The 15,649-nt window shown below is 59.1% G+C and carries 16 protein-coding genes and 3 tRNA genes; 13 read left to right on the forward strand and 6 right to left on the reverse strand.

Annotation, left to right across the window (positions count from 1 at the left end; translation table 11 throughout):
- Positions 1 to 55: 55 nt before the first annotated feature.
- The 4 genes from ASF13_RS10425 to rsmC all read right to left on the reverse strand — a co-directional run bounded on the left by ASF13_RS10425 (position 56) and on the right by rsmC (position 1,583).
- A tRNA-Leu gene (locus ASF13_RS10425) sits at positions 56 to 142 on the reverse strand.
- A 31-nt stretch (positions 143 to 173) separates the two neighbouring features.
- A tRNA-Leu gene (locus ASF13_RS10430) sits at positions 174 to 260 on the reverse strand.
- Positions 261 to 295: 35 nt separating this feature from the next.
- Positions 296 to 382 (reverse strand) — tRNA-Leu (locus ASF13_RS10435).
- Between the two features lie 169 nt (positions 383 to 551).
- The gene (gene rsmC, locus ASF13_RS10440) at positions 552 to 1,583 is read right to left on the reverse strand and encodes a 16S rRNA (guanine(1207)-N(2))-methyltransferase RsmC (protein WP_056235782.1); all 1,032 of its coding nucleotides are present in this window, start codon (positions 1,581 to 1,583) and stop codon (positions 552 to 554) included.
- A gap of 106 nt (positions 1,584 to 1,689) precedes the next feature.
- Here rsmC and ASF13_RS10445 point away from each other — a divergent pair, with 106 nt between their 5' ends.
- Genes ASF13_RS10445 through yjjG form a run of 3 tightly spaced genes read left to right on the forward strand, consistent with a single transcriptional unit; the run spans position 1,690 to position 3,211 of the window.
- Entirely contained in the window at positions 1,690 to 2,109 is a 420-nt protein-coding gene (locus ASF13_RS10445) for a DNA polymerase III subunit psi (RefSeq protein ID WP_056236379.1), read from the forward strand.
- Entirely contained in the window at positions 2,072 to 2,512 is a 441-nt protein-coding gene (gene rimI / locus ASF13_RS10450; protein WP_056235786.1) for a ribosomal protein S18-alanine N-acetyltransferase, read from the forward strand. Before ASF13_RS10445 ends, rimI begins: the two co-directional genes overlap by 38 nt.
- Positions 2,513 to 2,530: 18 nt before the next feature.
- On the forward strand, positions 2,531 to 3,211 hold the full coding sequence (gene yjjG / locus ASF13_RS10455; RefSeq protein ID WP_056235789.1) for a pyrimidine 5'-nucleotidase: 681 nt from the start codon (positions 2,531 to 2,533) through the stop codon (positions 3,209 to 3,211).
- Positions 3,212 to 3,214: 3 nt separating this feature from the next.
- Here yjjG and yghU read toward each other — a convergent pair whose 3' ends face one another.
- Positions 3,215 to 4,060: a glutathione-dependent disulfide-bond oxidoreductase gene (gene yghU / locus ASF13_RS10460; protein WP_056235792.1), complete on the reverse strand. Its 846-nt coding sequence runs from the start codon at positions 4,058 to 4,060 to the stop codon at positions 3,215 to 3,217.
- A 121-nt stretch (positions 4,061 to 4,181) separates the two neighbouring features.
- Positions 4,182 to 4,487, reverse strand: coding sequence for a hypothetical protein (locus ASF13_RS24295; protein ID WP_146005447.1), 306 nt, complete (start codon positions 4,485 to 4,487; stop codon positions 4,182 to 4,184).
- A 505-nt stretch (positions 4,488 to 4,992) separates the two neighbouring features.
- Between ASF13_RS24295 and ASF13_RS10465 the strand changes: the two genes are divergently transcribed.
- The 10 genes from ASF13_RS10465 to deoD all read left to right on the forward strand — a co-directional run bounded on the left by ASF13_RS10465 (position 4,993) and on the right by deoD (position 15,285).
- Entirely contained in the window at positions 4,993 to 5,664 is a 672-nt protein-coding gene (locus ASF13_RS10465; RefSeq protein ID WP_056235795.1) for a DNA-3-methyladenine glycosylase I, read from the forward strand.
- 252 nt (positions 5,665 to 5,916) lie between these two features.
- On the forward strand, positions 5,917 to 7,506 hold the full coding sequence (gene prfC, locus ASF13_RS10470) for a peptide chain release factor 3 (protein WP_056235798.1): 1,590 nt from the start codon (positions 5,917 to 5,919) through the stop codon (positions 7,504 to 7,506).
- Between the two features lie 186 nt (positions 7,507 to 7,692).
- Positions 7,693 to 8,301: a molecular chaperone OsmY gene (gene osmY / locus ASF13_RS10475; protein WP_056235800.1), complete on the forward strand. Its 609-nt coding sequence runs from the start codon at positions 7,693 to 7,695 to the stop codon at positions 8,299 to 8,301.
- 127 nt (positions 8,302 to 8,428) lie between these two features.
- Entirely contained in the window at positions 8,429 to 8,590 is a 162-nt protein-coding gene (locus ASF13_RS23470; protein ID WP_072166347.1) for a DUF1328 domain-containing protein, read from the forward strand.
- A 101-nt stretch (positions 8,591 to 8,691) separates the two neighbouring features.
- Positions 8,692 to 10,017 carry a patatin family protein gene (locus ASF13_RS10480; protein WP_082502336.1) on the forward strand — a complete coding sequence of 442 codons (1,326 nt, stop codon included), beginning with the start codon at positions 8,692 to 8,694 and terminating at the stop codon, positions 10,015 to 10,017.
- Between the two features lie 18 nt (positions 10,018 to 10,035).
- The gene (locus ASF13_RS10485; protein ID WP_056235803.1) at positions 10,036 to 10,812 is read left to right on the forward strand and encodes a TatD family hydrolase; all 777 of its coding nucleotides are present in this window, start codon (positions 10,036 to 10,038) and stop codon (positions 10,810 to 10,812) included.
- 282 nt (positions 10,813 to 11,094) lie between these two features.
- Positions 11,095 to 11,874: a deoxyribose-phosphate aldolase gene (gene deoC, locus ASF13_RS10490; RefSeq protein ID WP_056236381.1), complete on the forward strand. Its 780-nt coding sequence runs from the start codon at positions 11,095 to 11,097 to the stop codon at positions 11,872 to 11,874.
- 18 nt (positions 11,875 to 11,892) lie between these two features.
- On the forward strand, positions 11,893 to 13,215 hold the full coding sequence (gene deoA / locus ASF13_RS10495) for a thymidine phosphorylase (RefSeq protein WP_056236382.1): 1,323 nt from the start codon (positions 11,893 to 11,895) through the stop codon (positions 13,213 to 13,215).
- A 63-nt stretch (positions 13,216 to 13,278) separates the two neighbouring features.
- Positions 13,279 to 14,502, forward strand: coding sequence for a phosphopentomutase (deoB, locus tag ASF13_RS10500; RefSeq protein ID WP_056235805.1), 1,224 nt, complete (start codon positions 13,279 to 13,281; stop codon positions 14,500 to 14,502).
- A gap of 63 nt (positions 14,503 to 14,565) precedes the next feature.
- Entirely contained in the window at positions 14,566 to 15,285 is a 720-nt protein-coding gene (deoD, locus tag ASF13_RS10505; protein WP_056235810.1) for a purine-nucleoside phosphorylase, read from the forward strand.
- Positions 15,286 to 15,649 lie beyond the last annotated feature (364 nt).

Here is a 15,649-nt window from a genome sequence, read left to right on the forward strand (position 1 = left end):
CGGGTGTTACGGGGAGTACTGGCTGGTCATCACTGACCAGAAAGAGTATTCAACATGGTGCGAAGAGAGGGACTTGAACCCTCACGTCCGTAAGAACACTAACACCTGAAGCTAGCGCGTCTACCAATTCCGCCACCTTCGCGTCCTGTTGAATCAATTCATATCACCGCATTTGGTGCGAAGAGAGGGACTTGAACCCTCACGTCCGTAAGAACACTAACACCTGAAGCTAGCGCGTCTACCAATTCCGCCACCTTCGCGCAGATGCTGCGTAATATGAATCTCGTGGTATTTATGGTGCGAAGAGAGGGACTTGAACCCTCACGTCCGTAAGAACACTAACACCTGAAGCTAGCGCGTCTACCAATTCCGCCACCTTCGCATACCAGCAACACAACTTGCGTTGTATCGCTACCACGGAGGCGCATTCTAGAGATTTTCAGCAACAGGTCAACAGTTATTTCATCAACCTGAAACGATCGCTGCAAAAACCGCCATCCTGCTGCGATTATGCCCGTTCAGGCGGTATGAAGTCCGCCTGAACGCGGGATTTACTTGCCTTTCGGCGGGCGGCCCTTCACGGCGCGATAGACTTTAAAGCGGCCGTTCTGCAGCAGCACTTCATGGCTGCCGAAGGTTTCATCCAGCACCTGCGGGTACGGCAGGAAGGCGTTGGCTACAATGCGCAGCTCGCCGCCGGTGTTCAGGTGCTTAACCGCGCCGCGGATCAGCGTCTGAGCCGCATCCAGGCTGGTCTGCATACCGTCGTGGAACGGCGGGTTAGAGATAATCATGTCATAGCGGCTGGTGACGTCGGAGTAGACGTTACTCGCAAAGACTTCCCCTTCCAGGCCGTTCGCCGCCAGCGTGGCTTTACTGGCTTCAATCGCCGCCGCGCTGACGTCGGTCAGGGTCAGACGCACCTTCGGCGAGTGGCTGGCCAGCACGGTGGAGAGCACCCCGGCACCACAGCCGACGTCGAGGATCTTGCCTTTGGTATGCGGAGTAAAGGTGGAGAGCAGCAGCTGGCTACCGATATCCAGGGCGTCACGGCTGAACACGCCCGGCAGGGTCTTGATGGTGAATTCACCCAGCTGATAGGCGTCGCGGAAGCTGTCAGCGTCGAACGTCGGCTGCGTATCCAGACGGCCGTGATAGAGACCGCAGCGGCGGGCGCTGTCGATCTTTTCAAGCTTCGCCCAGCTCTCCAGCATGGTATCGGCGCTGCGCACGCCGCTGCGGTTTTCACCGATCACGAAGATATCGCTGCCGACCGGCAGCAGCGACAGCAGGTTCTGCAGCTGGAACTGCGCTTCCGGCTTGTTCTTCGGCCAGTAGTAGACCAGCGTGTCACAGTCGGCGACCATACCGGCGCTGGCTACCAGCCCGAAGTGCGCATTGTCACCCAGCGAACGGCTCAGGTTCTGCCAGTGATGATACTGCTGGGTGTGCACCCGGCTCAGCGCGGTGTCCAGTTGGGCGGGCAGGTCATCCTGCAGGTCGCCAGCAAACAGCACGCGGCGTTGAGTAAATTCATCACTGTGGCGCAGTATCACTTCACTGGCCGGGGTAAATGCGGACATCGGTAACTCCTCAAAAATTGAGCGGCGATTATAGTCGTTTGTTGGCGCAGAATCACCGGGTTTGCTAGCATAGGCGCGCAATCAGGCGACCAGACGGGAATTAATGATGTCTTCCAGACGTGACTGGTTATTACAGCAGATGGGCGTGACGCAGTATCAGCTGCGGCGGCCGCGCGCGCTGAAGGGGGAGATTGCGGTGACCTTACCCGCAGAGACTCGCCTGGTGATTGTGGCGGCGGTGCCGCCTGACCTGCATGAGCCGCTGGTGGCGGACGTGCTGCGTACGCTGGCGCTGCATGAGCCACAGGTGCTGGTGCTGACGCCAGACCAGCTGGCGATGCTGCCGGATGATGCCCGCTGCGCCAGCTGGCAGCTGGGGCTGGCGGATCCCGGCGCGCTGAACGGCCCGCAGCTGATCACGCCGCCGCTGGCGGACCTTTACAACAACGCCGACGCCAAACGGGCGTTCTGGCAGCAAATTTGCCACTATGAATCTGATTTCTTTACTCACTCCGCACGATCTTGACGCCGCGTTTGCCATTGAGCAGCGCAGCCACGCTTTTCCCTGGTCAGAAAAAACCTTCGCCAGCAATCAGGGGGAGCGCTATCTCAACTATCAGCTGCGGGTGGACGGCGTGCTGGCGGCATTTGCCATCACCCAGCTGGTGCTGGATGAGGCGACGCTGTTTAATCTGGCGGTGGACCCGGCCTTCCAGCGCCGTGGCCTGGGGCTGCAGCTGTTGCAGCACCTGATCGCCGAGCTGGAAGCCCGAGGCGTGATGACGCTGTGGCTGGAGGTTCGCGCCTCGAATCGTGGGGCGATCGCGCTGTATGAGCGGCTTAATTTTAATGAAGTGTCGATCCGCCGTAATTACTATCCCACGGCGGACGGTAAAGAAGATGCCGTGATGATGGCACTCACTATTTAACAGGGAACCTGAACAACGATGCTTAAAGACTGGGACTGGATTTTATTTGACGCGGACGACACGCTGTTTCACTTCGACGCATTTGCCGGTTTACAGCATCTGTTTCAGCACTACGACGTCGCCTTCAGCCAGGCGGACTACGACGCCTATCAGGCGATCAACAAGCCGCTGTGGGTGGACTACCAGAACGGTGTGATCAACGCCCTGCAGCTGCAGCATCAGCGCTTTGAGGGCTGGGCGGCCCGGCTGAACGTCACCGCCGCCGATCTCAACCACCGCTTCCTGCTGACCATGGGGCAGATCTGCGTGCCGCTGCCGGGGGCGGTTGAGCTGTTAACCGCGCTTAAAGGGCGGGTGAAGATGGGTATTATCACCAACGGCTTTACCGCTATGCAGCAGGTGCGCCTGGAGCAGACCGGTTTTGCGGATTTCTTCGATCTGCTGGTGGTGTCTGAAGAAGTGGGCGTGGCCAAGCCGCATCCGGCGATTTTCGACTACGCGCTCAGTGAAATGGGCAACCCGCCGCGCGATCGCGTGCTGATGGTCGGTGATAATCCGGATTCGGACATTCTCGGCGGCATCAACGCCGGCCTTGCCACCTGCTGGCTGAACGCTGACGGCAAGCCGGCGCGGGACACCATCGCGCCGACCTGGCAGGTTGCTTCACTGAGCGAGCTGCAGGAGAAGCTGCTCGCGTAGATTTTACAGCCCCAGCGCGTCGAAATCGGACGCAGCGTGGCGTTCGGCCAGCTGCACGTCTCCCCAGGTACGGTTGACGATGCGCCCGCGTTTGACCGCCGGGCGCTGCGCAATCTCATCCGCCCAGCGCAGCAGGTTTTTATACGAGGCGGCATCAATAAACTCACCGGCCTCGTACAGCAGACCCTGCACCAGCGCGCCGTACCACGGCCAGATGGCGATATCGGCTATGGTGTACTCATCGCCGGCAATATAGCGGTGTTCAGCCAGCTGTTTGTCCAGCAGGTCCAGCTGGCGCTTGGCCTCCAGGGTAAAGCGGTCAATGGCGTACTCGATCTTCACCGGCGCATAGTGATAGAAGTGGCCGAAGCCGCCGCCGACGTAAGGGGCCGCGCCCTGCAGCCAGAACAGCCAGTTCAGCGTTTCGGTGCGCTTCGCCGCGTCTTTTGGCAGGAAATGGCCGAATTTCTCCGCCAGATAGAGCAGGATCGCGCCAGATTCAAACACGCGGATTGCCGGCTGTGCGCTGGTGTCCAGCAGCGCCGGGATCTTCGAGTTAGGGTTGACCGCCACAAAGCCCGACGAGAACTGCTCGCTTTCACCAATACGCACCAGGTGCGCGTCATACTCCGCACCGTTAACGTTCAGCGCCAGCAGCTCCTCCAGCAGGATGGTCACCTTCTGGCCGTTTGGCGTGCCCAGCGAGTAGAGCTGCAGCGGGTGCCTGCCCTGCGGCAACGTGGCGTCGTGACGCGCGCCGGCGGTCGGGCGGTTGATGCTGCCCCAGGTGCCGCCGGTGCCTTTGTTTTCGCTCCAGACTTTTGCTGGCTGATAATCGTTATTGCTCATAGCTGTACAGGCCCTTTTCGTCGAAGAGTACCGGCGGATGTCGCCAGCAATGCGGTAAAAATAGCGGATGGCCGCACGGAAATCCAAATGCCCGATTGTCGGATGCTTAGGTATAGCACTGCTAACGCGGGATCACTTGTCCGCAACGAGCAGTGGCTAAAGGGCCAGTGAGCTGCGACGTGCTGAAACTCGCTATTCCGGCTAAAGAATTAAGCCGGCGGGCATCGGAAAAAAGTCCGTGCTTAGTGAGCAAATCCAGTTTCTCAGGCGATAGCAAACCAATCAGTTGCTCAACCGCATCAATTTTTCCGCTGATATAAGCCACGGCATCTGCGGGGGTGCTGACCGGGTATGCTTTCCATAAAGGTTCATTGTGAGCCAGACGATTTCGATACTCTCTGACCGTTTTGGTCAGTTTACGGGCCATCCTCAGGTATCCTTTCCATTAGCTCGGGCCGGTATTTGACCGTATGTGGCATAGCTCAATCCTTATCGTAGGGTCTGCCAGAGGTTGCCTTGACACTGCTTTTGGTCCTCTGTAGCATCAGGTTCAGGTTGGTGAGAGGAACCAATGGCCTTCGGGTGTAAGACCTCTCGCAAATACCGTAGATCTTCGCCCCGGCTTAAGCCGGGGTTTTTGCGTTATGGTCCCGGTGTTTCTGTTTAGCAGGCTGGCCACTACCATCCCATTCCCTCTCGCCGGGCCTGTCTCGTCACAGTATTCACAAAAGCGACGCCCTTCATCATCAATCGATCGTTCTGCGGTGGGTTTATGCATCATTTGAGACGAAGTACGAGAAAAACACGCTGTGCGACAGGGCTAAAGCACGGATTCTCTAACGCAGGGTACCGTTGTTTTTAAGTGCCGGATTTGCCGAAGCAGATGAGTCTGCTATACCCGGCATGAGATAACCGACAGGAAGCAGGTGACTATGTCGCTACAAAATGGCTCAGAGAGGGGCGGCGAGAGCGCCGTTGATAGAGCGGAGCAGGGGCTGATTACAACTGCCGATGGCCGCCCGTGCTGTGCCTGGCAGGCGCAGATGCCGGACTATCACGACCACGAGTGGGGACGCCCGGTGGTGGACGATCGGCTGCTGTTTGAGAAGGTGTGTCTGGAGGGGTTTCACTCCGGCATGTCCTGGCAGCTTATCTATAACAAGCGCGACAACTTCCGCCGCGCGTTTGAGGGCTTTAATTTCCACCGCGTAGCGGCTTACGGCGAGCCGGAGGTGGCGCGGCTGCTGGCGGACAGCGGCATCGTGCGTAATCGGGCCAAGATCCTCTCGGCGATCAACAATGCGCAACGGGCGATCGAACTGCAGGAGGAAGCCGGATCGCTGGCCGCCTGGTTCTGGCAATTTGAGCCGACGGCGCAGCAGCGGCCGGCCAGCGTCGATCTGCACTACTGGCAGCAGGTGAAAACCTCACCGCAGGCCGAAGCGATGTCGAAGGCGCTGAAAAAGCGCGGCTGGAGCTGGGTTGGGCCGGTGACCGCGTATTCGCTGATGCAGGCGCTGGGGCTGGTTAACGATCATCTCGACGGCTGCTGTCGCCGTGTTGAGTGTGAAGCCGAACGGTCGCAGTTAATGCGTCCGGGCTGAGCCTGCGCGGATCGCTTTACGGATGACGGGACGATCCCTCAGCCTGAGTCCCGTATTTGCAGGTTAAACGGTTCGGCAGCGAACTCCGCCTGCCGGGGCTGCGCCCCCCTTTTGCGTGATTAAGCGCCGTTCTGCATTGTTTCTGAGGGCACAATCAGCGAAAATGCCCGCCATCTAACGAAGAACCGGCTGTGCCAGCCGTTGCGCGAAAGGCGTAACCCGGCGGTACGGCGCCAAACCAGAAGAATTTTCATGTCAAATGCGCCCTTTATGCAAGAGGTGGCACGCCGCCGCACTTTTGCCATTATTTCTCACCCGGATGCCGGTAAAACCACTATTACCGAGAAGGTTCTGCTGTTCGGACAGGCTATCCAGACCGCCGGTACGGTAAAAGGCCGTGGCTCTAACCAGCACGCCAAATCGGACTGGATGGAGATGGAGAAGCAGCGTGGCATCTCGATCACCACCTCGGTGATGCAGTTCCCGTACCGCGACAGCCTGGTCAACCTGCTGGACACGCCGGGGCACGAAGACTTCTCCGAAGATACCTACCGCACCCTGACGGCGGTCGACTGCTGCCTGATGGTGATCGACGCCGCGAAAGGCGTTGAGGATCGTACCCGCAAGCTGATGGAAGTGACCCGTCTGCGCGACACGCCGATCCTGACCTTTATGAACAAGCTGGACCGCGATATCCGTGACCCGATGGAGGTCATGGATGAAGTGGAGAGCGAGCTGAAGATCGCCTGTGCGCCGATCACCTGGCCAATCGGCTGCGGCAAGCTGTTTAAGGGCGTGTACCACCTGTATAAGAATGAAACCTACCTCTATCAGACCGGTAAGGGCCATACCATTCAGGAAGTGCGCATCGTTAAGGGGCTGGATAACCCGGAACTGGACGCGGCAATTGGTGAAGATCTCGCGGCGCAGCTGCGCGATGAGCTGGAGCTGGTGCAGGGTGCCTCTCACGAATTTGACCACGAGCTGTTCCTGGCAGGCCAGCTGACGCCGGTGTTCTTCGGCACCGCGCTGGGTAACTTCGGCGTTGACCATATGCTGGATGGCCTGGTTGAGTGGGCACCGGCACCGATGCCGCGTAACACCGATCTGCGCACCGTCACCGCCGCCGACGAGAAGTTCACCGGCTTCGTGTTTAAGATCCAGGCCAATATGGATCCGAAACACCGCGACCGCGTGGCCTTTATGCGCGTGGTCTCCGGCAGGTATGAGAAGGGTATGAAGCTGCGCCAGGTGCGCACCGGCAAAGACGTGGTGATCTCGGACGCGCTGACCTTTATGGCCGGTGACCGTTCCCACGTGGAAGAGGCGTATCCGGGCGATATTATCGGCCTGCATAACCACGGTACTATCCAGATCGGCGACACCTTTACCCAGGGTGAAAATATGAAGTTCACCGGTATTCCGAACTTCGCGCCGGAACTGTTCCGTCGTATCCGCCTGCGTGACCCGCTGAAGCAGAAGCAGCTGCTGAAAGGGCTGGTGCAGCTGTCGGAAGAGGGCGCAGTGCAGGTGTTCCGCCCGGTACACAACAACGACCTGATCGTCGGTGCGGTGGGCGTGCTGCAGTTTGACGTGGTGGTCTCGCGCCTGAAAAGCGAATACAACGTCGAAGCTATTTATGAGGCGATCAACGTCTCGACCGCCCGCTGGGTGGAGTGTAATGACGTGAAGAAATTTGACGAGTTCCAGCGCAAGAACGAAGTGAACCTGGCGCTTGATGGCGGTGATAACCTGACCTACATCGCTCCTACCATGGTCAACCTGAATATCACTCAGGAACGTTATCCTGACGTGGTATTCCGCAAAACTCGCGAACATTAATTCCGCGACTACACTTGAGGGTGGGACGTTAACGCGTCCCACCCTTTTTTTTTTCACTGATATTACAGACTACTCTTAAAACCTCGTATTTCTGCTGATTTTTTCCTCTTTTTCACCTTCCTGTCCGGTAAAAACGCTATCTGCGACTATATTTATTGTCAGGACGCAAACAAAAGGAACAAATCGATGAAGACCACAATGACGAAAACCCTGATGGCACTGGTAGTCGGTTCAGCTCTGTTAAGCGGAACCGCGATGGCAGAACAGACGATGACCGGTAAAGCGGAATCAGCTGCCGACAGTGCGGGTTCAAAAATCGATAGCTCAATGAAGTCAGTAGGTAACTACATGGACGACAGCGGCGTAACCGCCAAGGTGAAAGCCGCGCTGGTCGACAATGAAGCGATTAAAAGTACCGATATTTCCGTGAAAACCCACGATGGCGTGGTGACCCTGAGCGGTTTTGTGACCTCACAGGATCAGGCTGAACTGGCGGTTGCAGCGGCCAAAAAGGTCGAAGGCGTGAAGTCGGTTAGCGACAAACTGCACGTGAAAGACAGCACCAAAGCGACGGCCAGCGGTTATGCCGGTGATGCGGCAACCACCACCGAAATCAAAGCTAAACTGTTAGCGGATGACATCGTACCGTCGCGTAACGTGAAGGTGGAGACCACCAACGGCGTGGTGCAGCTTTCCGGTTCGGTAAAAACTGAGGCGCAGTCTGAACGCGCTGAAGGCATTGCCAAAGCCATTGATGGCGTGAAAAGCGTCAAAAACGATCTCACCGTTAAGTAACGGTAGAAAACCGGTGACGGCGGCTGCCGTCACCGGACAAGTCCGCTAAGAGCAACATTCCGGCGCGATGACTGCGCTTACGTGAATGATAAAGACGTTCGATTTTCACTATGGTAAGGAGAGGCGTATGTTTCGTTGGGGTATTATCTTTCTGATTATTGCACTGATCGCTGCGGCATTAGGCTTCGGTGGTCTGGCGGGTACGGCAGCGTGGGCAGCAAAAATCGTCTTCGTGGTCGGTATTATTATCTTCCTGGTCAGCCTGTTCACCGGCCGTAAGAAACTTTAGCGACTGCTGTCACACAGCGTAGCAAAACAGCAACAAGCGCCTCACCGGCGCTGCTGAGAACGGGTATCCTCTGCACTCACTTTGTGTGGAGGATACCTGACTTGGGCAGCCGCATCCCGATTACTCTCGGTAATATCGATCCCCTGAATTTGTCCCCTTTTTCCCCCGGAAATCTCGCCTTAGTATGCGAGGGCGGCGGGCAACGCGGCATTTTTACCGCCGGCGTGCTGGATGAATTTCAGCGGGCGCGCTTTAATCCCTTCGATCTGCTGATCGGCACTTCCGCCGGGGCACAGAACTTATCCGCTTACGTCTGCGGCCAGCCAGGTTATGCCCGCCGGGTGATCACCCGTTATACCACCAGCAAACAGTTTTTCGATCCGCTGCGCTTTGTGCGCGGCGGGCACCTGATCGACCTGGACTGGCTGGTGGACATTACCCGTGCTGAACTGCCGCTGGCGCTGGCGGCCGGGGATAAGCTGTTTAAGGCCGGCCGCGAATTCTATATGTGCGCCTGTCGCAGCGACGATTACAGCCCCTCTTATTTTACCCCCACGGCAGATAACTGGCATGACATCATTAAGGCGTCCAGCGCCATTCCGGGTTTGTACCGCAATGGTGTCGACCTCAGCGGCGAGTTCTGGCTGGACGGCGGAATCAGCGATGCTATTCCGGTGCGCGAGGCGGCGCGGCGCGGTGCTGATACTATCGTGGTGATCCGCACCGTCCCCTCACAGATGACCTATACACCGCAGTGGATCAAACGGCTGGAGCGCTGGCTGAGTGACGGGGCGTTGCGCCCGTTAATCAATATTTTACAGCTGCACGAGCAGAGCTACAGCGAAACCCAGCAGTTTATCGATGCACCGCCGGGCGGCCTGCGGATCGTTGAGATCTACCCGCCGCGCCCGCTGGCCAGCAATGCGCTGGGCAGCCGGGTGACGGCGCTGAATCAGGATTATCATCTGGGCCGCCGCTGCGGGCGTTACTTCCTTGCGACGCTGGGCCAGTGGCTGGGCGGTGGCAAGGGTGTCATGCCCGTCTCTGCCAGGCCCGCTCTCGTTAGTGCGGTGGCTGGCACGGCGCCAGTTGCGCCGGGCACGGGCGCAGACAGCGTGCTGAATCCGGCAGATGTCGTGGTTATGCCGGAACGGACAACAAGGCGTACAATGCAGCAACCAGCCACGGCTGCCGTGGCGGATCCGTTGTTCAACCCGGCCACGACTGCCGTGGCGGATCCGTTGCTTAACCCGGCCCTGGCTGCCGTGACGGATCCATTGCTCAATCCGGCCATAACTGACGTTATGGAGTCTGCTGCCGCGCCTGTTGCTGATGCAGATGCGCTGTCGGGACGGACGATCGCGGAGGATACGTTTACTCCGGTCAGCGCAGACGGGAGAGTGGCTCCTGATAGTTTAAAACTCTGAAGATAGAGGAGTGCTGGCATGCAGCCTGTGTTTGTGGATACCCACTGTCATTTTGATTTCCCGCCGTTTGTCGGCGATGAGGCGGAGAGCCTGCGGCTGGCGCAGCAGGCCGGGGTGGAGAAGCTGATCGCCGTCGGCGTGGCCGCCGATCGCTTTGCGGGCGTGATGGCGCTGGCGCACGCGCACCCGCCGGTGTACGCCGCGCTGGGCATGCATCCGATGGCCATCGCCGATCATAGCGAACAGGGGCTGGCGGCACTGCGCCAGCAGCTGGAGCTGCGTGACCCGAAGCTGGTGGCGATCGGTGAGATCGGCCTCGATCGCTACATCGACGATCCGCAGTTCGATCGCCAGCAGGCGCTGCTGGACGATCAGCTGCGCCTGGCGCGCGATTACGATCTGCCGGTGATCCTGCATTCGCGGCGTACCCACGACACGCTGGCGCAGCATCTGCGGCGCATCGACGTGCCGCGGCGCGGCGTGGTGCACGGCTTTGCCGGCAGCGAACAGCAGGCGCTGGCGTTTATCCGCGCCGGTTATGCCATCGGCGTCGGCGGCACCATTACCTACCCGCGAGCCAGCAAAACGCGTAACGCTATCGCCCGCCTGCCGCTGAGCGCGCTGCTGCTGGAAACCGACTCGCCGGATATGCCGCTGCAGGGCTGGCAGGGGCAGCCCAACCGCCCGGAGCGGCTGCGCGAGGTGTGGCAGGTGTTGTGTGAGCTGCGCCCGGAATCCCCGCAGCAGATCGCGGAAGCGATCCGTGAAAATACCCGCCTGATCTTCCGCCTGTAAAACTCGCCTGTTAAAAAATGCGCCTGGGTGGCGCAGACACCCTTACAAAATGTTATTATATTAACATTGCGGGCTGCCGCCGGTGATCGCGCTGTCTGCGGCTGCAGCTGGGTGGTTATTGTGATGAAGATCACTTTAACTGTAACGCTTATGAAAACGCTTTCTTTCAATCGTGACTTTCGTCGCAAAACCACCCTGGGTGAATTGTTATAATTATAACATTCCCGCTCCGGGAGGGCGGCGACAACGCCACGCCAACGTAATCCGCTTTTGGAGAAAATGATGACTGATGTAACCCAGGCCGCGGTACGCGCGCTGAAGCTGATGGATCTGACCACCCTCAACGATGACGATACCGACGAGAAGGTGATCGCGCTGTGCCACCAGGCCAAATCCCCGGCGGGCAATACCGCGGCGATCTGCATCTATCCGCGCTTTATCCCGATCGCCCGCAAAACGCTGCGCGAGCAGGGCACCCCGGACGTGCGCATTGCCACCGTCACTAACTTCCCGCACGGTAACGATGATATCGACATTGCGCTGGCCGAAACCCGCGCGGCGATCGCCTACGGTGCCGATGAGGTGGACGTGGTGTTCCCGTACCGCGCGCTGATCGCCGGTAACGAGACGGTTGGCTTTGAGCTGGTAAAAGCCTGTAAAGCCGCCTGCGCAGACGCCGGTGTGCTGTTAAAAGTGATTATCGAAACCGGTGAGCTGAAAACCGAGGCGCTGATCCGCCAGGCGTCAGAGATCGCCATCAACGCCGGTGCCGACTTTATCAAGACCTCTACCGGTAAAGTACCGGTGAACGCCACGCCGGAAGTGGCGGAGATCATGATGCGCGTTATCGCCGAAAAAGGCGTGCAGCAGCAGGTTGGTTTTAAACCTGCCGGCGGCGTGCGCACCGCCGACGACGCGGCAGTTTACCTGAAGCTGGCCGACGACATTCTCGGCAGCGAGTGGGCCGACGCGCGCCACTTCCGCTTTGGTGCTTCAAGCCTGCTGGCCAGCCTGCTGAACGCGGCCGGTTTCAGCGGTGCCAAAAGCGACAGCAAGTACTGATATTAACCGGGGGTGACCGTGTTTCTGCCGCAGGAAATTATTCGTAAAAAACGTGATGGTCAGGCGCTGAGTGAAGAGGAGATCCGTTTCTTCATCAACGGCGTACGTGACAATACGGTGTCAGAGGGGCAGATCGCCGCGCTGGCGATGACCATCTTCTTCCATGATATGTCGCTGCCCGAGCGGGTGGCGCTGACCATGGCGATGCGCGACTCCGGCTCGGTGCTGAACTGGCAGGGGCTGGGGCTGAACGGACCGGTGGTGGATAAGCACTCCACCGGCGGCGTCGGCGACGTGACCTCGCTGATGCTTGGCCCGATGATTGCCGCCTGCGGCGGTTATGTGCCGATGATCTCCGGCCGCGGGCTGGGGCACACCGGCGGCACCCTCGACAAGCTGGAAGCGATCCCCGGGTTCGATATCTTCCCGCAGGACGATCGCTTCCGTCAGATTATTAAGCAGGTGGGCGTGGCGATTATCGGCCAGACCCAGTCGCTGGCCCCGGCGGATAAGCGTTTCTACGCCACCCGTGATATCACCGCCACCGTGGATTCGATCCCGCTGATCACCGCCTCGATCCTCGCCAAGAAGCTGGCCGAAGGGCTGGATGCGCTGGTGATGGACGTTAAAGTCGGGTCCGGCGCCTTTATGCCGACCTTTGAGCTGTCGCTGGCGCTGGCGGAATCGATCGTCGGCGTGGCTAACGGCGGCGGCTGTAAAACCACCGCGCTGCTGACCGATATGAACCAGGTGCTGGCCTCCAGCGCCGGTAACGCGCTGGAGGTGCGGGAAGCGGTGCAGTTCCTCACCGGCAGCTACCGTAACCCGCGCCTGCTGGAAGTGACCCTCGCCCTGTGCAGCGAAATGCTGATCTCCGGCGGGCTGGCGACCTCAGCGGCAGACGCACAGCAGCAGCTGATGACGGTGCTGGATAACGGCCGCGCGGCCGAAGTGTTTGCCCGCATGGTGGCGGCGCAGAACGGCCCGGCTGACTTTATTGAACGCATGGACAGCTATCTGCCTGCGCCAACGCTGAGCAAAGCGGTTTACGCGCAGCGTGCCGGCGTGGTCGGCGCAATGGACACCCGCGCGCTGGGAATGGCGGTGGTCGCGATGGGCGGCGGCCGCCGCCAGGCCAGCGACAGCATCGATTACAGCGTCGGCTTCAGCGAGATGGTGCAGCTGGGGGATTCGGTAGATGCTGAACGTCCGCTGGCGATTATCCACGCGTCGAGCGAAGCCAGCTGGCAGGAAGCGGCGCTGGCGGTGCAGCATGCCGTGCAGGTCGGCGATACCGCACCGGCTGCGACGCCAGTTATCTATCGCAGAATTACGCAATAAGCGGTATTCTGTTCTGATCGCATTTTTTTAATGCTCACCGCGACAATCGCGCAGGAGACCAGGATGAAACGTGTATTTATCATGGTGCTGGATTCGTTTGGAATCGGCTCCAGTAAAGACGCCGATCGCTTTGGCGATGCAGGCTCGGATACCCTTGGCCACATCGCCGAGGCGTGCTTCAACGGGGAAGCGGATAAAGGACGTCAGGGGCCGCTGCATTTGCCGAATCTGACGGCGCTGGGGCTGGGTAAAGCGGCGGAGGCCTCCACCGGTCGCTTCCCGCCGGGGCTGGATAAAGACGCTGAAATTACCGGCGCTTATGCTTACGCCAGCGAGCTGTCGTCCGGCAAAGATACGCCGTCCGGCCACTGGGAAATTGCCGGCGTGCCGGTGCTGTTCGACTGGGGCTACTTCAGCGACGTCGAGAACAGCTTCCCGCAGGCGCTGCTCGACGAGCTGGTGGAAAAGGCGCAGCTGCCGGGCTATCTCGGTAACTGCCACGCCTCGGGGACGGTGATCCTCGACAGGCTGGGCGAAGAGCATATGAAAAGCGGCAAGCCGATTTTCTATACCTCCGCGGATTCGGTGTTCCAGATTGCCTGCCATGAAGAGACTTTCGGGCTGGATCGTCTGTACGAACTCTGTGAAATCGCCCGTGAAGTCCTCACCGAAGGCGGCTACAACATTGGCCGGGTGATCGCCCGTCCGTTCGTCGGCGACAAGGCCGGCAGCTTTGAACGCACCGGCAACCGTCACGACCTGGCGGTAGAGCCGCCGTCCGCCACCGTGCTGAAAAAGCTGGTGGACGAGCAGGGCGGTGAGGTGGTGTCCGTCGGTAAAATCGCCGATATCTATGCCCACGTCGGCATCACCAAAAAGGTGAAGGCCACCGGGCTGGACGCGCTGTTTGACGCAACGGTGAAAGAGATGGCGATTGCGCCGGATAACAGCATCGTGTTCACCAACTTCGTTGACTTTGACTCCACCTGGGGCCACCGTCGCGATATTCCGGGCTATGCCGGCGGGCTGGAGCTGTTTGACCGCCGCCTGCCGGAGCTGATGGCGCAGGTGAAAGAGGGTGATATCCTGATCCTCACCGCTGACCACGGCTGCGATCCAAGCTGGCCGGGTACTGAACACACCCGCGAACATATTCCGGTGCTGATCTACGGCCCGGGCGTCAAGCCGGGTTATCTGGGCTACCGCGATACCTTCGCCGATATCGGCCAGACCGTGGCACGCTATTTTGGCCTCTCCGATATGGATTACGGCAAATCAATGCTGTAAAACAGCGCACCTCATTCTGTAACCGGGGCGAAAGCCCCGGCATGACTTTAAAAGGATAACAACATGGCTACGCCTCATATTAACGCTGAACTGGGTGATTTCGCCGACGTGGTACTGATGCCGGGCGATCCGCTGCGCGCTAAGCACATCGCGGAAACCTTCCTGGATGGCGCGGTTGAAGTGAACAACGTGCGCGGCATGCTCGGTTACACCGGCACCTATAAAGGCCGTAAGATCTCGGTGATGGGTCACGGTATGGGCATCCCGTCCTGCTCGATCTACGCCAAAGAGCTGATCACCGACTTCGGCGTGAAGAAGATCATCCGCGTGGGTTCCTGCGGCGCGGTGCGTGAAGACGTGAAGCTGCGTGACGTGGTGATCGGGATGGGTGCCTGCACCGATTCCAAAGTGAACCGCATGCGCTTCAAAGACCACGATTTTGCGGCGATTGCCGACTTCGACATGGTGCGTAACGCGGTTGACGCGGCCAAAGCGCTGGGCGTGGACGCGCGCGTCGGCAACATCTTCTCCGCCGACCTGTTTTACAGCCCGGATCCGCAGATGTTCGACGTGATGGAGAAGTACGGCATCCTCGGCGTGGAGATGGAAGCGGCCGGTATCTACGGCGTGGCGGCAGAGTTCGGTGCGAAAGCGCTGACCATCTGCACCGTGTCGGACCATATCCGCACCCACGAGCAGACCACCGCTGCCGAACGCCAGACCACCTTCAACGATATGATTAAGATCGCGCTGGAGTCGGTACTGCTGGGCGACAACGCCTGATAAACCGGTGAGGCCGGCCCCCGGCCTCACCGTTCACCCGGCTCACTCGTTCGGCGGGCTGCCGCCGGGTAATTCGCCGTACCCCCCTTTCTTTCAGCAATCCCCTCGGTTTTTCAGCCGGATCGCCGGTCAGCACGCGTTTTTTGATCCACTCTGCCTTTCAGTCGCGGCCTCAGGCTGTTCAGCTACGATCGCGGGCAGCTCGCCTTTTCCGTACCACGCTGCTGCGCAGCTCAGCGTTCAGCAACTGAGCGGCGATACGCTTTTTCCTGGTTGTTTTTTGTGCTTTTCTGGCGGGGTAATGTCCGCTATTATCTATTCACAGATAATCATTTTTTATTTAAATTTTTTGTTAAAAAACAAT

This window comes from Erwinia sp. Leaf53, from assembly GCF_001422605.1.
Lineage (GTDB): Bacteria > Pseudomonadota > Gammaproteobacteria > Enterobacterales > Enterobacteriaceae > Erwinia.